17 protein-coding genes are annotated in these 20,991 nt (G+C 62.6%); 10 read left to right on the plus strand and 7 right to left on the minus strand.

The annotated features are described in order from the left end of the window. The first annotated feature begins 3 nt into the window (after positions 1 to 3). From VF515_19930 to sucC, 7 genes are all read left to right on the plus strand, one after another. Positions 4 to 1,623 (plus strand): AsmA-like C-terminal region-containing protein, encoded by a 1,620-nt coding sequence (locus VF515_19930; protein ID HEX7409895.1) that lies wholly within the window; start codon positions 4 to 6, stop codon positions 1,621 to 1,623. Between the two features lie 172 nt (positions 1,624 to 1,795). Next, positions 1,796 to 3,016, plus strand: coding sequence for a thiolase family protein (locus tag VF515_19935; GenBank protein ID HEX7409896.1), 1,221 nt, complete (start codon positions 1,796 to 1,798; stop codon positions 3,014 to 3,016). A gap of 40 nt (positions 3,017 to 3,056) precedes the next feature. Beyond that, the gene (gene mdh, locus VF515_19940) at positions 3,057 to 3,998 is read left to right on the plus strand and encodes a malate dehydrogenase (protein HEX7409897.1); all 942 of its coding nucleotides are present in this window, start codon (positions 3,057 to 3,059) and stop codon (positions 3,996 to 3,998) included. Between the two features lie 89 nt (positions 3,999 to 4,087). Next, positions 4,088 to 4,714 carry a succinate dehydrogenase gene (locus tag VF515_19945; GenBank protein HEX7409898.1) on the plus strand — a complete coding sequence of 209 codons (627 nt, stop codon included), beginning with the start codon at positions 4,088 to 4,090 and terminating at the stop codon, positions 4,712 to 4,714. A gap of 42 nt (positions 4,715 to 4,756) precedes the next feature. Then, the gene (sdhA, locus tag VF515_19950; protein HEX7409899.1) at positions 4,757 to 6,505 is read left to right on the plus strand and encodes a succinate dehydrogenase flavoprotein subunit; all 1,749 of its coding nucleotides are present in this window, start codon (positions 4,757 to 4,759) and stop codon (positions 6,503 to 6,505) included. Between the two features lie 10 nt (positions 6,506 to 6,515). Beyond that, positions 6,516 to 7,265 carry a succinate dehydrogenase iron-sulfur subunit gene (gene sdhB / locus VF515_19955; protein HEX7409900.1) on the plus strand — a complete coding sequence of 250 codons (750 nt, stop codon included), beginning with the start codon at positions 6,516 to 6,518 and terminating at the stop codon, positions 7,263 to 7,265. 25 nt (positions 7,266 to 7,290) lie between these two features. Next, positions 7,291 to 8,454 carry an ADP-forming succinate--CoA ligase subunit beta gene (gene sucC / locus VF515_19960; GenBank protein HEX7409901.1) on the plus strand — a complete coding sequence of 388 codons (1,164 nt, stop codon included), beginning with the start codon at positions 7,291 to 7,293 and terminating at the stop codon, positions 8,452 to 8,454. A 226-nt stretch (positions 8,455 to 8,680) separates the two neighbouring features. Here the strand turns inward: sucC and VF515_19965 are convergent, their stop codons facing one another. After that, positions 8,681 to 9,409: a hypothetical protein gene (locus VF515_19965; GenBank protein HEX7409902.1), complete on the minus strand. Its 729-nt coding sequence runs from the start codon at positions 9,407 to 9,409 to the stop codon at positions 8,681 to 8,683. Between the two features lie 129 nt (positions 9,410 to 9,538). Here VF515_19965 and VF515_19970 point away from each other — a divergent pair, with 129 nt between their 5' ends. Next, positions 9,539 to 9,907, plus strand: a complete 369-nt coding sequence (locus VF515_19970) for a metallopeptidase family protein (GenBank protein ID HEX7409903.1) — start codon at positions 9,539 to 9,541, stop codon at positions 9,905 to 9,907. Positions 9,908 to 9,987: 80 nt separating this feature from the next. On the opposite strand, the gene VF515_19975 is transcribed toward VF515_19970, so the two are convergent. The 3 genes from VF515_19975 to VF515_19985 all read right to left on the minus strand — a co-directional run bounded on the left by VF515_19975 (position 9,988) and on the right by VF515_19985 (position 13,431). Beyond that, complete coding sequence (locus VF515_19975) at positions 9,988 to 11,430, minus strand: sigma-54 dependent transcriptional regulator (protein HEX7409904.1); 1,443 nt, start codon at positions 11,428 to 11,430, stop codon at positions 9,988 to 9,990. After that, positions 11,357 to 12,952, minus strand: coding sequence for an ATP-binding protein (locus VF515_19980; GenBank protein HEX7409905.1), 1,596 nt, complete (start codon positions 12,950 to 12,952; stop codon positions 11,357 to 11,359). Before VF515_19980 ends, VF515_19975 begins: the two co-directional genes overlap by 74 nt. A 107-nt stretch (positions 12,953 to 13,059) precedes the next feature. Next, positions 13,060 to 13,431 carry a cupredoxin domain-containing protein gene (locus tag VF515_19985; GenBank protein HEX7409906.1) on the minus strand — a complete coding sequence of 124 codons (372 nt, stop codon included), beginning with the start codon at positions 13,429 to 13,431 and terminating at the stop codon, positions 13,060 to 13,062. A 160-nt stretch (positions 13,432 to 13,591) separates the two neighbouring features. Here VF515_19985 and uvrB point away from each other — a divergent pair, with 160 nt between their 5' ends. Beyond that, positions 13,592 to 15,601: an excinuclease ABC subunit UvrB gene (uvrB, locus tag VF515_19990; protein ID HEX7409907.1), complete on the plus strand. Its 2,010-nt coding sequence runs from the start codon at positions 13,592 to 13,594 to the stop codon at positions 15,599 to 15,601. A 34-nt stretch (positions 15,602 to 15,635) separates the two neighbouring features. Here the strand turns inward: uvrB and VF515_19995 are convergent, their stop codons facing one another. The 3 genes from VF515_19995 to VF515_20005 all read right to left on the minus strand — a co-directional run bounded on the left by VF515_19995 (position 15,636) and on the right by VF515_20005 (position 19,413). After that, entirely contained in the window at positions 15,636 to 16,679 is a 1,044-nt protein-coding gene (locus VF515_19995; GenBank protein ID HEX7409908.1) for a 4Fe-4S dicluster domain-containing protein, read from the minus strand. Positions 16,680 to 16,919: 240 nt separating this feature from the next. Further along, the gene (locus VF515_20000) at positions 16,920 to 18,128 is read right to left on the minus strand and encodes an NAD(P)/FAD-dependent oxidoreductase (protein ID HEX7409909.1); all 1,209 of its coding nucleotides are present in this window, start codon (positions 18,126 to 18,128) and stop codon (positions 16,920 to 16,922) included. A 16-nt stretch (positions 18,129 to 18,144) separates the two neighbouring features. Beyond that, on the minus strand, positions 18,145 to 19,413 hold the full coding sequence (locus tag VF515_20005) for a cyclopropane-fatty-acyl-phospholipid synthase family protein (protein HEX7409910.1): 1,269 nt from the start codon (positions 19,411 to 19,413) through the stop codon (positions 18,145 to 18,147). A gap of 760 nt (positions 19,414 to 20,173) precedes the next feature. Between VF515_20005 and VF515_20010 the strand changes: the two genes are divergently transcribed. Next, the coding region (locus VF515_20010) for a DUF1566 domain-containing protein (GenBank protein ID HEX7409911.1) at positions 20,174 to 20,991 on the plus strand (818 nt) is incomplete at its 3' end.

Raw genomic sequence — 20,991 nt, forward strand, 5'->3', positions numbered from 1 at the left:
ACGATGGGCAAACTTGGTTGGGCTGCGATTGTGGTCGTCTTGGTGGGGGTGGTGCTCGTGGCCGTGGCCGCTCTGTCGCTCAGCCGCATCATCGCCCACAACCGCGACGGCATCCTCCGGCAGGCAGGCTTGATCGTCGGACGTGATGTCGCCGCCGACCGCATCGCGCTGAGCCTGTGGGGCGGCATCGGCGTACGGGTCGATCACATCCGCGTCGCCGATGACCCGCAGTTCAGCACCTCTGATTTCGCGCGGGCCGAGGCGGTGATTGCCCACGCCAAGCTGTTGCCGCTGTTACGTGGACGCCTGGAAGTTGACCGCTTCGATCTCCGACAACCAGAGGTTCATCTGATCCGGGATACCGCCGGCCGCTGGAACTATCAGAGCATCGGCCGTCCCACACCGAGCACCAACTCTGAGCCCAGCAGCAAGCCGGCAGCCGCCGGCGTGTCGCCGGAGCAGCTTCCCTTCATTCTCGGCCGGGCCAACATCGAGGCAGGCAGTCTCTCCGTCACCGACCGCAGCCAGAACCCCGCGCCAACGACGACCATCAGGCAGCTCGATCTCACTGTTGGCGATATCGGCGACGCCGCGCCGGTCCACTTCAAGCTCACGGCTGCCTTGCAGGCAGATACCCAAAACGTCCACGTGCAGGGAGCTGTCGGTCCTTGGGCCAACCCAGCCGCGATTCCACTCCAACTCGACGGCTCCCTCGGCCCCTTTGGCCCTCAGAAGATTGGCATCGAGGCGCTACATCTCGATGCCGTACTCACGCCGGGGAGCCTGCAGGTTTCCCAACTCGATGGCCACGCCTTCGACGGCTCCGTCAAACTCTCGGGACAGGTTCCGCTACGCGGGGACGGCGAAATGACGCTGAAGGGAGAGCTGACGAAGATCGCCATCGCTGAGCTGCTGCGGCTCAGCAGCGGAGATGCGCCGCTGCAGATCCAGGGAACAGGTTCCCTGCAACTGAATCTTCACGCCGCAGGCATGTCACCCGAGGCGATTCGTTCCAGTCTCCGGGGCCAGGTTGCCGGCGACATCCAGGATGCCGTCATCAAAAACTTCAACCTGGTCAATGATGTTCTGGGCCGCCTCACCGATCTGCCGAAGATTGGAGAACTGGTGTCCCGCAACGTCAAACCGAAATACTCCCGGCTATTCTCAGAACCCGACATGCGATTCCAAACCCTCCACGCCACCTTTCAGATCGCCGACCAACGGATGCGCACGGACGATCTCGCCATCGTCGCCACCGACTACGGGGCACGTGCCGCTGGCTGGATCGACTTTGAGGGAGAGACGGATCTTTTGGGAACGCTCTCGATGTCGAAAGCGTTCAGTCGTGATGTGGTCGCTGACATCAGGGAAGCGAAATACCTCCTCGACGAGGGCGAGCAACTTGCCTTCCCCTTCCGTCTGCGCGGCAAGCTCGGCGCGGCCAAGCCGCAGCCAGACACCCGCTACTTGCTCTCGCGGCTGGCTCAGGGGATCGTCCCCGGAGGCGTGACAGGACTGCTGGGGAAACTACTCGGCGCAACACCAGGGCCCGCAGGGAAGCCGAAGCCCGACGAACCAGGGACCCCACTCGAGCAAAAACTGCGCAAACTATTTGGCCGGTGAGGCGCCACTTCGCCGACACGCTCATGGCTGGCCCCGCTCCGGCGCCGGCGCGGCAATAAGGTGAAGCACGGCTGGGGTAACGACTTGCCGCGCATTAGACAAAGTGCTTTAAGCTCCCCGAGTTCGTTAGCGGCCAGACATATCGCGCCAGTGGACCTGAAGGAGAGATTTCATGAGAGATGTGGCGATCGTCGGTGCCGGAATGACCCGATTTGGAAAATTCCTGGAACGCAGCATGAAGGACCTGGCTCGCGAGGCGGTGCAGGCCGCTTTGAAGAGCGCTGGGGTGGAACAGCAGGCGCTTCAAGCGGCAGTGGTGGGGAACGCCATGGCGGGGTTGGTGACCGGGCAAGAGTGCATCCGCGGCCAAGTCGTCCTGCGTGACATGGGCATCGGCGGCATTCCGATCGTGAATACCGAGAATGCCTGCGCCAGTTCCTCGACCGCGTTTCACCTGGCCTGGCTGTACATCGCCTCCGGCATGTACGACGTGGTGCTCGCCCTCGGCATGGAGAAACTGTACCACGAGGACAAGACGGTCTCGTTCAAGGCCATCGGCAGCGCCGTGGACGTCGAATTCGTGCAGCAGATCATGGCCGCCATGAAGGCCTCCAAGTCGTCGAGCCAGGGCAAACCCGGTGAGCCGGGCAAGTCGCGCAGCATGTTCATGGACTTTTACGCCATGTTTGCCCGGGCACACATGGAGAAGTATGGCACCACCAAGGAGCAGTTCGCCAAGATCGCCGTCAAGAACCATTACAACGGCAGCCTCAACCCCCACGCCCAGTACCAGCACGCCTGCAGCTTGGAGGAAGTGTTGGCCTCGCCCGTGGTGGCCGAGCCCCTGACCCGGCTCATGTGCTCGCCTATCGGCGACGGCGCCGCGGCGGTGATCCTCACTGCGGCCGACCGCGCCGCGCGCTACACGGCCAAGCCGGTACATGTGCGTGCTTCGGTATTGGTGTCGGGTGAGGACCCCGAACCAGACAAGCCCGGAATCACCACACGCGCCGCGCGCAAGGCGTATGAAATGGCCGGCATCGGCCCGCGCGATATCAACGTTGCCGAGGTGCACGACGCCTCCGCACCGGCCGAGTTGGTCATCTGCGAGGAGCTGGAATTCTGCCAGCCGGGAGAAGGTGGCAAGCTGATCGACGATGGGGTGACCACGATCACTGGCCGCTTGCCGGTGAATCCGAGCGGCGGCCTGCTCTCCAAAGGGCACCCGGTCGGTGCCACCGGCGTGGCGCAGATCTCCGAGATCTTCTGGCAGCTGCGCGGCGAGGCGGGCAAGCGGCAAGTAGCGAATGCGAAGGTTGGATTGACGGAAAACGGTGGCGGGATGGTGCGCAACGAGGCGGCGGCGCTGTCGGTGCACATCCTGTCGCTCTAGGTGAGGCAACTGCTCATTCAACGCTGAGGAGAGGAAAGCGATGGCACGGAAGAAGATTGCATTGATAGGAGCGGGAATGATCGGCGGCACCCTGGCGCACCTCTGCGCCCTGAAGCGCCTGGGGGATGTCGTCTTGTTCGATGTCATCGAGGGCGTGCCGCAAGGCAAGGCGCTCGATCTGCTGGAGGCGGCGCCGATTGAGGGTTTCGACGTGTCGATCGTCGGCACCAACTCCTACGAACAGATCACTGGGGCCGATGTGTGCATCGTCACCGCCGGCGTGCCGCGCAAGCCCGGCATGAGCCGCGACGATCTGTTGTCGATCAACACCAAGATCATGCGGGACGTGGCAACCAACGTCCGCGAGCGTGCGCCCGGAGCCTTTGTCATCGTCATCACCAACCCGCTCGATGCCATGGTCACCGCCATGAAACGCCTCACGGGTTTCCCCAAGCAGCGCGTCGTTGGCCAAGCCGGGGTGTTGGATTCCGCGCGCTACCGGACGTTCGTGGCGATGGAGTTGGGGGTGTCGGTCGAGAGCGTGCACGCCCTTGTCCTCGGCGGCCATGGCGATGACATGGTGCCGATCCGCAGCCACTGCAACGTCGCCGGGGTGCCGGTGGAGCGACTCATCAAGCCTGACCGGTTGGAGGCCATCGAGAAGCGGGTACGCAACGCCGGCGGCGAGATCGTCAATCTGCTCAAGACCTCCGCCTTCTACTCGCCCGCCCATGCCGCCATCCGTATGGCCGAGGCGTATCTCTTCGACAAGAAGGAAGTGCTGCCGTGCGCCGCCCTGCTGGAGGGCGAGTATGGCGTGAACGGGTTCTACGTCGGCGTGCCGGTGCAGATCGGCGCCGGCGGTGTGGAGCGCGTGATCGAAATCGACCTGACGCCTGCCGAGCGCGAGGCGCTCAAGGGCTCCGTGGAACATGTGCGGGAACTGGTGCAGGCTACCGAACGTTTCCTAAGCGCCAGCTAGAAGGCCGACTTCTCCGACGGACTGGACAATTTCATTTGTTGTGGCACCACGCGGCGTGCTTATTAACGGCGTAGCCTAAGGGGAGAGTAATGGATCGCGATCGCATGCATCTCTTACTGCGGCGTCTGCATTCACTGGCGGGAATCCTTCCGATCGGTGCCTATCTGCTGGCGCACATTTTTCTGGAAAACTCCTTCGTTCTCGGCGGACCCAAGCGCTTCAACTTGCTGGTGGAGGCGATTGCCCAGATCCCGACGGCCGTCTTGCTGGGCACGGAGATTCTCGTGCTCTGGGCGCCAATCATCTTCCATGGCGTCTACGGCCTGGTCATTCTCCGTTCGGCCGACATCCCCAATGCGCTGCACTACGACTACACCAACAGCTACCTGTACGTGCTGCAGCGGGTCACCGGGGTCATCGCCTTCTTCTTTATCGGCTTCCACGTCTACACCACGCGCCTGGCGTACTATTTCTACGGCACCGAGATCACCTACGACTTCATGCACAGCTACATGAGCAACCCGGTCTGGTTCGCGGTGTACGTCGTCGGGGTGCTGTCGGCAATCTTCCATTTCACCAACGGCATCTGGACGTTTTGCGTGACCTGGGGCATCACCATTGGCGCGGCGGCGCAGAGGATGATGCAGCTGGCCAGCGTGGCGTTGTTTGTCGTCATGACCTTTACGGGAATGGCGATTCTGGTGGCTTTCCGTTAGGCGAGCGCGCCGTGAAAGGGCAGGCACTCATGGGGTGTGTATATGTCTGAAGAAAGATTAATTGTGGTCGGCGGCGGGCTGGCCGGCCTGATGACGACGATCAAGATCGCCGAGATGGGCGTGCCCGTGGACGTGTTTTCATTCGTTCCGGTCAAGCGTTCCCACTCCGTCTGCGCCCAAGGCGGCATCAACGCCGCGGTGAACTGGAAGGGCGAAGGCGACTCACCGTGGGAGCATTTCGACGACTCAATCTACGGCGGCGACTTTCTCGCCAATCAGCCGCCGGTCAAAGCGATGTGCGAAGCAGGGCCCTCGATCGTGTTCCTCCTCGATCGCATGGGAGTCCCCTTCAGCCGCACCGCCGAAGGGCTGCTGGATTTCCGCCGCTTCGGCGGCACCAAGTACAACCGGACGGCTTTCGCTGGCGCCACCACGGGACAGCAACTGCTTTACGCGCTCGACGAGCAGGTTCGCCGGTACGAGGTGGCGGGATTGGTCCGCAAGTTCGAGTACTGGGAATTTCTCTCTGCGGTCCTTGACGCGACCGGGCAATGCTGCGGCATCACCGCGCTCGATCAGCGTTCCATGGAGGTCCATACGTTCCCGGCCAATGCGGTCCTGCTGGCTACGGGCGGCCCCGGAATCGTCTTCGGCAAGAGCACGAATTCCAGTGTCAACACCGGCGTGGCGGCCGGCACCGTGTACCAGCAGGGCGCCTTTTACGCCAACGGCGAGTTTATCCAGGTCCACCCCACCGCCATCCCGGGCCAGGACAAGCTGCGCTTGATCTCCGAGTCGGTCCGGGGCGAAGGCGGCCGGGTCTGGACCTATCGCGATGGCAAGCCGTGGTACTTCCTCGAAGACATGTATCCGGCCTACGGCAACCTGGTGCCGCGCGACATCGCCACACGCGCCATCTTCAAGGTCGTTTTCGAGATGGGTCTCGGCTTGGACGGCCAACCCATGGTGTACCTGGACGTTACACACATCGATGCCAAGACCCTCGATCGCAAGCTCGGCGGCGTCCTGGAAATTTACGAAAAGTTCATGGGTGATGATCCGCACAAGGTGCCGATGAAGATCTTCCCCGGCGTGCACTACTCCATGGGCGGGCTGTGGGTGGATTTCGACCACATGACCAACATCCCCGGCCTTTTCGCCGCCGGTGAGGTGGATTATCAGTACCACGGCGCCAATCGGCTGGGCGCCAATTCGTTGCTGTCATGCCTCTATGGTGGCCAGGTCGCCGGCCCCAACATGGTCCGCTATGCACGGGCACAATCCGCCAACGGCGGGCGCGACAAGGCCATGGCGCAGGAAAAGAAGCGGCAGGAGGAAGCTTACGCACGCCTGCGCCAGATGAACGGAAAGGAAAATGTTTTTGTGCTCGCCAAAGAGCTGGGCGACTGGATGACCACCAACGTCACGGTGATCCGCGACAACGCCAAGCTGCGTGCCACCGACAACAAGATCCTCGAATTGAAGGAGCGCTGGGCCAACATCGGTTTGCGCGACGCGTCGGATTGGACCAACCAGGAGCTCTCCTTCATCAAGCAGTTCCGCAGCATGCTGGAGCTGGCACGGGTGTTTACGCTGGGGGCGTTGAAACGCGACGAGAGCCGCGGCGCCCACTATAAGCCCGCGTTCCCCGAACGCGACGATGCCAATTTTCTGAAAACCACCAAGGCGCGGTGGAGTTCCGACGGGCCGGAATTCAGCTACGAGCCGGTCGACATCTCGCTGCTCAAGCCGCGCCCCCGGAAGTACGACGTCGATAAGACCGCTGCCTAGAGGAAACGGCATGGAAGCACGGATGATTCGCTTACACGTCAAACGCCAGGACAGCCCCAGCTCAAAGCCGTACTGGCAGGATTTCGAAATTCCATACAAGCCCCAGCACAACGTGATTTCGGTCCTCATGGAAATCCGGCGCAATCCCGTCACACGCGACGGCACGTCCACGACCGCGGTGGTGTGGGACGCCAGCTGCCTCGAAGAGGTGTGCGGGTCCTGCACCATGGTGATCAACGGCCGGGTGCGTCAGGCCTGCACCGCGCTCATCGACAAGTCCGAGCAGCCGATCGTGCTGGAACCGATGACCAAATTCCCGGTCGTGCGCGATCTGATGGTCGATCGCAGCCGCTTCTTCGAGGACCTGAAAAAGGTCCATGCCTGGATTCCGCTCGACGGCACCTACGACATCGGACCAGCGCCGCGCGTCTCTCCGGAAACGCAGGAGTTTCGCTACGCCCTGTCGCGCTGCATGACTTGCGGGTGCTGCCTCGAAGTCTGTCCACAGTACAACGACCATTCCCCATTCATGGGCGCCGCCATCATGTCACAGGTCGTGCTCTTCAACACCAACCCGACCGGGGCGATGAACAAAGACGAGCGTCTTCAAACCGTCATGGGAAACGGCGGCATCAGCGATTGTGGCAACGCGCAGAACTGCGTGAAAGCCTGCCCCAAGGACATTCCGTTGACGACGTCAATCGGCGAGCTGGGGCGCGAAACTACCATCAAAGCGTTCAGGGACCTGTTCGGTCGCTAGTGCCAAAGGGGAGAGGTTGCGGTCGATGAATATCCACGAATTTCAGGCGAAAGAGGTTTTGCGGCGCTTCGGTGTAGTGGTGCCGCGAGGAAAGGTGGCGACGACAGCGGACGAGGTCGCGGCCATTGCCCGCGAGCTCGGCTCCGTCTGCGTGGTGAAGGCGCAGATCCATGCCGGCGGACGCGGCAAGGCCGGCGGGGTCAAGGTGTGCAAGACGCCGGAAGAGGCGCGTGACTTCGCCCGCGGGCTGCTGGGCAAGACGCTGGTGACCCATCAGACCGGCCCTGCCGGCCGCGAAGTGCGCCGGGTGCTGGTCGAAGAAGGCTGTGCCATCGCGCGTGAGTTGTACCTCGGCATGGTGATCGATCGCGCCACCGGTTGGCCCACGCTCATGGCCAGTGCCGAGGGCGGGGTGGAGATCGAGGAGGTTGCCGCTCGCTCTCCCGAGAAAATTCTGCGCGAGCCGATCGACCCTGCGGTTGGTATCCAGGCTTTTCAGGGACGCAAGATCGCGTTCGGTATCGGCATTCCCAAGGAGTCCGTCAACAAGGCGGTGGCGTTCATCAACAGCCTGTATCAGGCGTTCGTGCAGTGCGACGCTTCGCTCGCCGAGATCAATCCCTTAGTGCTGACGAAGTCCGGTGACATTCTCGCCCTCGATGCCAAAATCTCCTTCGACGACAATGGTCTGTTCCGCCACGCCGACATCCGTGAACTGCGGGATATATCGGAGGAGGATCCCAAGGAGACCGAGGCCGCCAAACACGACCTCAGCTACATCTCGCTCGACGGCAACATCGCTTGCATGGTCAACGGCGCAGGGCTGGCGATGTCGACCATGGACATCATCAAGCAATACGGCGGCGAGCCGGCCAACTTCCTCGACGTCGGCGGTGGCGCCACCGCCGAAAAGGTCACGGCCGCATTCAAGATCCTGCTTTCGGACGCCAACGTACGGGCCGTCCTGGTCAATATCTTCGGCGGCATCATGAAGTGCGACGTCATCGCCAGCGGGATCGTCGAAGCGGCGCGGCAAATCCACCTTCAGGTACCACTCGTCGTCCGCCTTGAAGGCACCAACGTCGAGCGCGGAAAGAAGATCCTTTCCGACTCCAAGCTCAATATCGTCTCGGCGTCGGATATGGCCGATGCGGCGCAGAAAGTTGTCGCCGCCGCAGCTTCCCACTGAGCCTGCGGTAACTGCCCAGGCATTCTGTGGATAACGTGTGGACGGGAGCGCGCTGAGCCGTATCTGGCAAGGGCCAGCTTGAATTGCCCAGCCATTGTGCATGGCAACCGGCGGAAAACGACCAATGTTATCCGCTACTTCAGTCGATTTCTTCCGGTATTAGTTTCTTTCAAGGCCAATGCCGAGCGCTCCGCATTGGCAAAATGGCCAATGTTGATAAGACACCCTATAAGTCCTGTTTGAGGACGACGTCACCGGTGTCCGACGCTTCCTCTTTTAGCTCTCCGTTGAGGTACATCCGGGCGATCAGCTTCTTGCCAGTGAAGGGCGCTAAGGCGAACACGGCATGGATGCTGTCACGAGCACCATCAAGGAAGAAGATGCTCGGCGTTAGCCCGCCGATCAAGTGCGTGTTGAAGGCATCGCCGATGCTACCGTTGAAGGGCTTGCCAAAATCTCCAGAGTCACTGCCAGGTAACCCACAAGACGCAGCATTGTCAGACGGTACACAGACCTCGAACCGCACCTCGTTCGTGGCCGGTGCAGTGGCTGGACTGATGGTTCCGACGACAGCCGCATGAGCCGGTCCAGCACTATCCGCGGATGTGTCGGTCACGCCGGTCACGGAGAGTACAACGTGGATGTCGCGGCTACCCTCCTCGCTCACCGTAAAGGTGCCACCGTACGGCGGCGCGGCGTTCTCGAGAACGAAATCCACGTCGCCAGTCGCAGTGAAGGTAGCATTAGCAGGGAACGCGTGCTTCACGCCACCAGCAACCAGCTCCGCCGTGAATGTCGCGTCTAGATTGCCGCCACTGCTCGGCTTGCTCGGGTGGACCCTAAACCGTACCTCGGGAAACGACGTTGGCGCGGAACCCGTGGTGCCACAGCCGGCCGCCAGCATGGCCGCGAGGGCAGCAGTACAAATCCAATGCAGACAAGCGCGCTTCATCATGGGAGTTGCTGGCTTTCTGTCAGGATTTGCTGACGCGGTCAAGGCGTCGTGGCGAGAGGACGCGGCCTGCCGAAGCGGCGCTTCCCCCGAGCCTGCTCTCCAGCAGGAAAAGTTGGTACACTGGTGCCGATGACGCGCGCCGAGTTTGAAACGCTGGTCCGTGAGGCGCTCGACGACCTGCCCGACACATTCGCGCAACGTTTGGAGAATGTAGAGATCGTCATCGAAGACGAGCCGGATCCGCAGCTGCTACGCGGCCTGGGTCTGGATCCGCGGCGCGACACCTTGTTCGGCCTGTATCAGGGCGTGCCGCTGCATCTGCGAGGCATGAGTTACACCGGTGTGCTGCCGGACAAAATCAGCATTTTCTATGTGCCTTTGCTGCGCAGCTGCCGATCCCCCGAACGTATCCGCCAGCAGGTGCGGAGCACGGTGATCCACGAGATCGGCCACTTTTTCGGCCTCGACGACAAGACCATCCGCGATCTGGGCTACTGAAGCTCGCCTCCCGCCCGCCGCTGGCTCTGAGGTCTCGGTGTACATTGCGGTGTAGGGGCGCAGCAGGCTGCGCCTCTACGTCACGATGCCAAGCCGTACTTCTCCATCTTTCGATACAACCGTTGCCGATCGATTCCGAGGATACGTGCGGCTTCGTTCTTGTTTCCCGCACTGCGTTGCAGCGCGGCCAGAATGTTTCTCCTCTCCACTTCTTCTAGCGGCAGCGGCACGGCAGCCGGCGCCACCGGCGCCAAATCCTCCGCGCGCAGGACCGCGGGCGGCAGGTCCTTCAGCGTAATTTCCGGTTCCGACGACAGCGCGAAGGCGCGCTCGATGGCGTTCTGCAGCTCGCGGATGTTACCGGGCCAATCATATTCGAGGATGCGCTCCATCGCCTCCGCCATCACCCGCTTCGGTTCAACGCCGTAGATTCGGCTAAAGTCCGTGATGAAGCGTTCAACAAGCAAGGGAATGTCTTCACGGCGCTGACGCAACGGCGGCAGGTGAATGGGCACAACGTTCAGCCGATAAAAGAGATCCGTGCGGAAGCTCCCATCCCGCACCGCCTCTTCAATGTCCCGATTGGTCGCGGCGATGAGCCGCACGTCCACACGCACGGGACGAGTCGAACCCAGTAGCGTCACTTCCTTCTCCTGGATGGCGCGCAGAAACTTCACCTGCAGCACCAACGGGATCTCGGAGATCTCGTCGAGAAACAACGTCCCGCCGTCAGCGGCCTGAAAGACGCCCTCATGGTCCTCGATGGCGCCGGTAAATGCCCCTTTGCGGTGCCCGAAGAGTTGGCTCTCCAGTAACGTTTCGGACAACGCCCCGCAGTTGATCGCCAGGAAAGCCTTGGTCGCCAGCGGGCCCTTGTCATGAATGGTGCGGGCCACCAGCTCTTTGCCCGTGCCGTTCTCACCCGACAGCAGAACGTTGCTCTTGTTTTGACTGACGGCTTCGATGGTTTGGTAGATCTCCCGCATACGCGGACTCTTGCCGATGATTTCACCGAAGCGGTCGATCTGCCGCAGTTGCTGGCGCAGCTGGGTCACTTCGCGCCGCAGTTGACGCAGCTCCAGCATCCGCGCCGCGACCATCAGCAACTCCTCCGGATGGCACGGTTTGATGAGGTAGTCGCCCGCCCCGAGCTTCATGGCCTCGACCGCGGACTGGATGGTTCCGTGACCCGTGAGCACAATGATCGCTGGACTCAAGTGCCGCTCTCGCATCTCGCGCAAGAGCTGCATGCCGTCCATCACCGGCATGTTGAGGTCGGTGATCACGATGTCGTAACTGGCGCCCGACAGGCGATCGAGCGCTTCCGCACCCGACCCTGCCGCATCGACGATATACCCCTTGCGCTCGAGGATCTTGGCGAGCGTGCGAACCATGTTCGGTTCGTCCTCGACCAGAAGCATGCGTGCCGGCACGGCCATAGGCTGAGAGCTAGAGCCCCTGTTCGACCATGGTCGTATCATCGCAGGGGCAGGGAAACTGGATCGTGAACGTCGTACCAGCATTCAGCTGACTTTTGACGTGGATGTCGCCGCGATAGCGCTTCACCACCGAATGCACCACCGACAGACCTAAACCGGTACCTTGGCCTGGCGCCTTGGTCGTGAAAAACGGGTTGAAGATATCGTTGAGATCTTCCGGCGGGATGCCCACGCCGGTATCCGTGAATTGCAGCTGAATCCGCCCATCGAGCAACGGTTCCGTCCGCACCAGCAGCTGGCCGCCGTTCGGCATCGCCTGGGCGGCATTGGTAATCAGGTTGAGGAAGATCTGCCGCAGGGCGTTGGGATTGGCCACGCACTTGCCGAGAGGGGTGAAGTCGGCCACCACGTTGACACCGCCATTCTGGAGGCTCTTGCTCATCAACTGCAGCGTCTTGCGGAGCAGGTCGTTGATGTCCACCCGTTCCAGCTCGGCGCGCGACTCCCGTGAGAACTCCAGGAGGTTGTTGATGATCGCCTGCACCCGTTCCATTTCCTCCTTGGCGATGCGCAGGTCCTCTTGCACAGCGGGGTTGCTGGAATCGATGACTTCGCTCAAGTCGTAAAGGGCATTGGTGATGATGCCGAGCGGGTTGCGGATCTCGTGGGCGATGCCGGCGGCGAGTTGGCCTATGGCTGCCATCTTTTCAGATTGGATCAGCTGGCTCTCCAGACGTTTGCGGTCGGAGATGTCGACGCAGATGACGTGAAAGAACCGGTTATACCCGTATTCGATCATCCCGGCGTTCAAGAACACCGGAACGAGTTCGCCGGTGCGGGTCTGCAGATGCAAGTCTTCACTGCTGGAGTGGCCCTGGGTCCGCGTCTCGTCGAGCAAGCGGGTGGCGCGCTCACGCTCGTTGGGCGGAACGACGTCCCAAATGCGCATGCCGATCATCTGTTCGCGACCGAAGCCCACCGTCTTCTCGGCGACGATATTGGCATCCAGGATCGTTCCGAACTGATAATCGAGTTTGAAGATCGCCGCCGGCGCATGGTCCACCGACTTGCGGTAGCTGGCCTCCTGCTCGCGCAGTTCCTCCTCCCGGGCCTCGACGAAGAAGTCCGAGATGTGCAGGAGGCGTTCTTGAAACTCCTGCTGCAGCAGCATGAGCAACGCCTCGCGCTTGTCGGGATCGCGAGCGTACGCTTGGCGCAGGCGCTCGGCGAGGAACTGACGGATGCGCATCTGCCCGCTCAGGAAGCGCGAGGGCGGGAAGCGCGAGATGAAGGCGCGCCGCGCGTGGCTGCGCAGGTACACGTAGGTCTCAATGTCCTTCGGATCGGCGATGTGACGGATCCAGCGCAGAACTGCGGCGCGCATCGACTCGCGCAGGTCTGACCAGTCCCACTGCGGGATGCCCAGCCCCGGGCCGACAACGCTGACCCAGGTGTCCAAGGCATCCGGCAGCTTGGCCGCAAGGAAGGTGCTGAGTTCATCGCGCAAGGCACTGGGCACGCGCGCATACGTCAGCAAGTCGCAGCCACGCATGTACCCTTCGATGCGTTCGAGGTGCTGCTCGAGCGACGAATCACATGCGGGCACTGCTTCGTTTTCCTCCCACTGCGTCGGCTGCATCACGGCGCTAGGGTTCCATATCAATCCGCTGCTTTTCAAACCCTGCTCGCTCGTCTGACTCGACCGCGCCCGCCTTATTCCAGAACCACCAACTGTCCGCCGACATGGGCGGGATGCAGTTGGCAGGCGCTGGGAAAGATGCCGGCCTTATCGGCGACGAACTCGACGTTGGCCGGCTCGCCGCGTGTGACCACCGCGGCCACGTTGTAGGCCGGGATGGTGAACCCATGCTGGTTGGGATCCGACTTCACGTTGTTGATCAATTTGATCTTCACCCGGTCGCCCTTGTGCACCACCAGGGTCGCCGGCAGCCAGATCTTCGTGCCCTCGTATTCGACGTTCACCACGGTGAACTGGTCGACCTTCTCTTCCGCCCTGACGCCGGTGACCGACAGACACAGCGCCGTCACCAGACTTGCACACAACAAACCGCTCCGGATGGACATTATGCATGCACCTCCTTTTGATTTTGACGAAGACATCATCTCGCCACATCTCCTGGGCTATTGCAATCGTGGCTCGCCAGAGACGACGTCGGAGCGCGGGCCGATCGCACCTCGCACAGCGGACCTTCATCGGCAGCGAATTCTGCTATAGATTCGGCCCGTGAGACGTGAGGGCGAATTCCATCTGGTCGCTGACTTCGAGCCGCAGGGGGACCAGGGGCCTGCCATTGCCGAGCTCGTGGAAGGTATCCGAACTGGGCGGCGCCAACAGGTGCTCCTCGGCGTGACCGGTTCGGGCAAGACGTTCACCGTGGCCAACGTCATTGCGCAGCTCAACCGGCCCGCGCTCGTCATGGCACCGAACAAGACGCTGGCAGCGCAGCTGTACGACGAGTTCAAGGTGCTGTTTCCGGAAAACGCGGTCCGCTATTTCGTCAGCTACTATGACTATTACCAGCCGGAGGCGTACGTTCCGAGCACCGACACCTTCATTGAGAAAGACTCGTCGATCAACGACGAGATCGACAAGATGCGGCACTCGGCCACCAAGGCGTTGCTCGAACGCAACGACGTGCTGATCGTCGCCAGCGTCTCCTGCATCTATGGTCTGGGCTCGCCGGAAGCCTACTTCGACATGCTGCTCTTTCTCGAGCGCGGGGTGCAAGCCGATCGCGACCAGGTGCTGCGCAAGCTCGTCGACATCCAGTACCAGCGCAACGACTACGACTTCCACCGCGGCACCTTTCGGGTGCGCGGTGACGTGGTCGAAGTATTTCCCGCGTATGAGGATGCGCGCGCCATCCGCGTCGAGTTCTTCGGGGACCAGGTGGAGGCCATCGCCGAGATCGATCCGCTGCGCGGCCAGGTGCTGCGGCGCCTGGACAAGATCGCGATTTATCCGGCCAGCCATTACGTCACCACGCCCGACCGCATGGAGTTGGCGATTATCGCCATCCGCCACGAGCTGAAGGAACGGCTGGCGCAGCTGCGCGCCGAGAACAAACTGCTGGAGGCACAACGGATCGAGCAGCGCACCCTCTACGATCTGGAAATGCTGCAGGAGATGGGCTTCTGTTCCGGCATCGAGAACTACTCGCGCCATCTCACCGGGCGCGCGCCGGGCGAGCCGCCCCCTACCCTGCTGAACTACTTCTCCGGGGACTGGTTGCTCTTCGTCGACGAGAGCCACGTTACCGTGCCGCAGGTCGGCGGCATGTATCGCGGCGACCGTTCGCGCAAGGAAACCCTGGTCGAGTACGGTTTCCGGCTGCCGTCCGCGCTCGACAACCGTCCGTTGAACTTTCAGGAATTCGAGGCCCTGACGCGGTACGTCGTGTACGTCTCCGCCACGCCGGGCAATTATGAACTGCAGCGCACCGGCGGGGTCGTCGTCGAGCAGTTGATCCGGCCCACCGGACTGACGGATCCCGAAATCATCGTGCGGCCGGCGGTACATCAGGTGGACGACCTGCTGGAAGAAATCCGCCTCCGCATCGCCAGCGGCGAGCGCGTCCTGGTGACGACCCTGACCAAAAAGATGGCCGAGGATCTCACCGATTATTATCACGAGCTGGGCCTGCGCGTACGCTACCTGCACTCCGACATCGTGACCCTCGAGCGGGTGGACATCATCCGCGATCTGCGCCGCGGCGTGTTCGACGTGCTCATCGGGATCAACCTGCTGCGAGAAGGGCTCGACCTGCCCGAGGTCTCGCTAGTGGCGATTCTCGATGCGGACAAAGAAGGCTTCCTGCGCTCGGAGCGCTCCCTCATTCAGACCATCGGCCGGGCCGCGCGCAACATCAACGGCACCGTGATCATGTACGCCGACATCATGACCGAGTCGATGCGGCGGGCCATCAGCGAAACCACCCGTCGGCGTACGCTTCAAGCGGCGTACAACCAGGAGCATGGCATCACGCCGCAGACCATTCAGAAGGCCATCTCGACGCCGTGGGCGGAGGCAGCCGAAGCCGATTACGTCGACCTCCCCAAGATCGCCGAGGCGGCGGAGGAGTACATGCCGCTAGCGGACATCCCCAAACGTATCGCCGCGCTGCAAAAAGAGATGCGCGCCGCGGCTACACAGCTCGAGTTCGAGCGCGCCGCCGAGCTGCGCGATCGCATCCACCGCCTGCAGGAGCAGGAACTCGCGCTCCGCGGCGACTGAGTTCGCGGTCGTGTCCCGGCCGCACGCCTCGCGCTTACATACCCATGATCGAGGTCGGGCTGAAATTCGTCTCCGGAATGAATTCCGGCGGCCGTACCAGTTCCATGGTCATCCCTCCATCCAGGGGGCAGGCCAGCACGCACGCACCGCAACCGAGGCACTTGTCGCGATCGACAACGGCCACCCCAGTGTCCTCCTGCACTTCGATGGCACTGACCGCACACCGCTCGACGCATTCGCCGCAGGCGTTGCACACGTCGGCGTCCACGGTACTGACGAAACGGCTGGGAGCGAGGATCTTGTCGAGCCCGCCGACGCGCAAGCCCGGGTTGATCACCAGGCAGCAACAGCCGCAGCAGAAACAGATGAAATCTATCCCCTCCATGGAGGACATGTTGGGCACTGTGGGGACAAGCCCGGAATCCCCGGCCGTCAGGGCGATGGAGAGCGCCTCGTCGGCAGAGACCTTCCTGCCGCTGCCGCGGTGCAAGTCGTACTCGGCGCGTTTCGAGAACTGCATGCATACCTGCGCCGGGTGGTCGCACTTCTTGGCCCCGACCCGGCAGCAGCAGTTACGGATCGAGATCAGGTCCTTATGGGCCATGATGATGTCGGTGATGCTTTCGTGCGGCGGCAGTTTGCTGCCGGAGGAGACGGAGTTCAGTACCGGGATCGTTCTGAGGATGCGCACCGGCAGGCCTGACAGCACGTTGCCGATCTCCTCTCCCCAGCCTTCGCCGTCGTACAGTTCCATCCAGAATTTATCCATTCCGGCCGGAACGTGCTCGGACGCGCTGGAGAGGATCCCGTCATGCAGAGTCGCCGGATCAGCGGGGAAGCGCATGCCCTTTTTCGACGGGATGAGTAACCCCCGGCGCGCTAGCCCCATGATCCTATCCTGGATGGCCTGCTCGCCCATGCCCCACTTGGCCGCCAACTCCGCCGCGGCAGCGGGAAGGTCCAGGATGAACTGGGCCTCCTGATCCGTCATGGCGCATCCCAAGATCTTGTGCATGGCGGCGGAATCGCCCTTCCCGATGTTCTCCGCCAGCTTTTGAAGGTGTTCACCATTGCTCATGTTGCATCATCCTCCAGCGTAACGTTCCTTCTTCGACTCCGATGGAGCCAATGCCCACCAGGCACAAGTCTCATCCCACAAAGCGCACATTACTTCCAACCTCATCTTCAGCTCAGGGTTGCATTGATCGTGCGTGGCCAGAAGCGTCTTGGTCACCACAACGACTGATCTACCTCAAGACCCGCGCTCGAACGGCCTGCTCGTCGTGGACATTCTGGCGGCTGGCTAAGGCCGATCCGTCTAAGTAAAGGCAGAATGGGGCGGCGCTCCCGCTGGGGCAGCCGCATGATCGGTACTTGCCGCTGGTCGCGGCGCCGGCTCGTCCCCGGCAAGCGCCGGCTGTTGCGCGTGCAGGAACCAGCGATCCAAGACGACGTGCCGCGCGAACCACGCGCTGCCGAACAGTCGCCCCGCAATCGCACCCGCGACCCACTGCGGCAGGATGTGCGTAATGCCCACCCCCGTCTGGCGCGGTCCGAAACGGGCAACAACGCGCCGCTCATACGCCGCCAAGCCATCGCGGCTGTACTTGCCAGCGGCCTCGAGGATCGTCTGCGCCGCGAGCAGGCCGGACTCGATCGCCGGCCGAATGCCTTCGCCGCTTGTCGAATGGGCGAGCCCTGCCGCGTCGCCAATCAGGAGTGCCGCGTCGTCGCACAGCGGCCGCTGTGCCTCGCCGTAGAGGAGGTACGGGTGCCCATGGAACTTCGCCGGAAGACCGGCAGGGATCTTGCCGCGCTGTTCGAGGAACGCCACAAAGTCGGCCACATGTTCGCCGAGCTGATGCGTGTCTTGCCGGCCGAGGCCGATGTTGATGTAGGAGCCCTTGCGGACCACCCACCCGTATCCCTTGAGATCGCGCGTGAACAGAATCTCCGGCACGTCAGGCTCGACCTGGCAGGCTGACCGCTGCTGCGGGGTCAGCTCGAACTCCGCCTCTTGGGCGGCAACGATGGGCTCACCGGCGCCGAGCCGCACGCCGAGCAGCCGTGCCACCGGGCAGAAATATCCGCCCGCACCGACGAGCACCTTGGCGCGGATGGTGTCGTTGAGCAGCCACCCATCATCCGACCGACGCAGGGTGTGCACCGGCTGCCCCAGGTGCAGATCTGCTCCCGAGCGCCGCAGCAAGTAGGTGTCGAACTCGCAGCGCCGGATGCCGTAGCTCACCGGCCGGCCATAGTGTACCCGTGTCTCGACATCGCCCAGCCGGCTGATGCGGAAGCCACGCATGGGTTGGAAAGTCAGCCCCTGGCTCGCATAGGTCTCGGGATCGAGCTGGAGTTCCGCAAGAATTTGCGGCGTGATCCAGCCCGCACAGATCTTGTCGCGTGGGAACATCCGCCGGTCCCACACGACGACGTCGAGCCCAGCGTGGCGCAGCTTCCACGCGCAGGAGGATCCGGCTGGGCCCCCGCCGACGATCAAGACGTCGCAAGCAGTCAACATTCCTCCCGCTGCGATATCACTGGTAGAGATGCGCCCTGGTCCAGGAGATCGCGTTGTCCTGCGGCCGCGCGAAGCTCACTTGAAAGAGTTGCAGCGAGCCGGTGGCGAAGGCGGCGACGGATCCGGCCAAGTAGAGCCGCCAGGCACGGACAAAGCGATCGTCGAACATTGCGGCAACACGATCGGCGGCATGCTCGAAACGCAGCAGCCAGTGCCGCAGTGTCGTCGCATAATGGAGGCGGAGATTCTCCACGTCGAGCACCGAGAAGCCATACGGTTCGAGAATGGCCATCATCTCGCCCAGGGTTGGCGGATAGGCGCCTGGGAAGATGTGTTTCTCCACCCACGCATTGAGCGACAACGGCCGGTTGCGGCCGATCGCGTGAATGAATCCGCGTCCATGCGCCGGCAGGCAGCGGTCGATGACCCCGCCAAGTTCGCGGTAGTGGTCCGCACCCACGTGCTCGAGCATGCCGACGGATACGAAGGCGTCAAATTGCCCGGAGACGTTGCGGTAGTCGTCCTCGACGAACTCGACCCGGTGGCTCAGCCCTTCCTTGTGGGCCTGCTCGCGCGCGTAGGTGATCTGCTCGTGTGAGATGTTGAAAGCGCGGACCGAGACACCGTGCTGCCGCGCCATGTGCAATGCCAGCGCTCCCCAGCCACAGCCTGCCTCGATGACGCGCTCTCCAGGCCGTAGCCCGACTTTGCGGCACACGAGTTCCATCTTGGCTACCTGCGCCTCCTCCAGCGATGCGGTCGGTGTGGGGAAATAGGCGCAGGTGTAGACCATGCGCTCGTCAAGCCAGAGCCGGTAGAAGTCGTTGCCGAGGTCATAGTGACGGTGGATGTTGTCGCGCGATCCGTTGAGCGTGTTGGCGCGCGGCCGCCGTGATCGGCGCAGTAGCCGCTCCGCCCAGGGGTTGACGGGCGCGCGAAACACCGTCTCGATGACGCTGACGAGATCGCCGTCGACTTGGAGCTGGCCATCAGTGTAGGCTTCGCCGAACTCGAGTTCGGGTTGATACGCCAATCGCAGCAGCGTCTGGCGGTCCTTGACCTGCAGCGTGGCGACCGGTTCCGCATCCGCGGTGCACATGCTCTCCCCGCTCCAGAGGGCGACCCGGATAGCCGGGTCACCCATGGCACGGAGAAGCGTGCGCAGGAGCCAACGGTCAGCGGACGACACACGCGCGGACGGCCACGTGCGCTTCACCTCGCGGGCGCCTGCGACGGGCGGCATCGCTTCCGCATTGATCAACGGGGCATGGGATTCGAACGGCATGCTTCAACCTCCCTGCGTTCCTCACGGGTCACCAGAACGCCAAAACTGCCTATGCTCATGGTGCCACAAAGACCAGGGGGCGACTAGCCCCGCATTCCGCGATTCCGCGACGGAGGTGGCCGTGGGCGCGAGCGGCCGAGCATCGGTAGCCCAGGACGGGGAGTCGCGTCTTTTGAGTAACTTGGAAGGCCCAACCGGCAGTCCTAATCCTCACGCCTGACTACGACACCGCTCACTCCAGACCCCATTTCTTGTTCCGAGGGGACCACAGTTGGAAAGGTGGACTCCGTTTCCGCAGCGCCCCGAGGCGATTCGCCGGCATTGGCGAGCAGGCCACGCTCGCGGCCGGCCGCCTCACGCCAAGGCGGCAGGCGGCCCTGGTGGACCAATACCTGGAGCGGTTGCGCCCAGCTTCGGGCCGGGCAACGGGACGGTGACTGTTTTTGGCGTCGCGCAGTCCGCGTGGGTAGACGCTGCCGTCTCATGCTGCTGTATCTGCTGTGGGCTGCCCCTACCGCCTGGTGTGATATTGTCTTCATTCGCACTCCTCATCCTCACAGGCCGCGGCGCCCTCACTAACGGAGGCGTTCCTTGGGAGTGTTGGTTTCTTCCTTGTAATCCACTGCCACACGCAATAGGATTTATCTGTGAACCATACGATGAAGTTCACCCTGGCCGCGCTGCTCATGGCCGTGACGCTCGGCGGCCGAGAGGCCGCAACGGCCGTGGAGCCTGCGCCGCAACAACAGAGGAGAATGAAATGAAGAGTGCTCGAGTGCGGGGGACGCTCTTAGTGGTGGCGTGGGTGTTCGGGGTGGCGTGGAGCCCAGCGCCTTCGGCCGGTCAGTGTTGCGGTGACTGCAATGGGGACGGGCAGGTCACGGTCGATGAAATCCTGACCGCAGTCAATCACGCGCTGGCGGGCTGTGCGGATGACGGCGTCTGCGACACCAGCATGGCAACCTGCACGACGCAGCTCTCGGAGTGCCGGGGCGACCTCGCTGTCTGCCGATCTCTGACTGGCCCGCAGGCGTTTCCCGCAAGCGGGCAGACCACCTCCTATGGGCCCGGGTCCGACGGTGACGTGCAGGCCGGAGCGACGCTGTCGTACACGGACAACGGCGACGGGACGATTACCGACAACAACACCCGGCTGATGTGGGAGAAACAAGACGACGCGGGCGGGATGCACGACAAGGACAACATCTACACGTGGGGGATGGAGGACTCGCCGTACACGATGAACGGCACGATGTGGACGGAGTTTCTGCCCAGGCTCAACACGCCGCCGTGCTTTGCCGGGCACTGCGACTGGCGCATCCCGAACGTCAGGGAGTTGTCGAGCATCATCAACTACGAGGGGAGTCGGGCTGCGGCTTCGGTGTTCAACACGGGATGTTCGCCCGGCTGCACCGTCGATGGCAGCGGTGGACCGATGTGTAGCTGCACCGGGTTGGGCAGCTACTGGTCGTCTACTTCGGACGGGAGTCCCCCGGATGCCGCGTGGAACGTGGACTCCGGCATCGTGGAAGCGGCCCCCAAGAGCTACTACTACTGGATTCGGGCAGTACGAGGCGG

Source organism: Candidatus Binatia bacterium (genome assembly GCA_036382395.1).
Taxonomy (GTDB): domain Bacteria; phylum Desulfobacterota; class Binatia; order HRBIN30; family HRBIN30; genus JAGDMS01.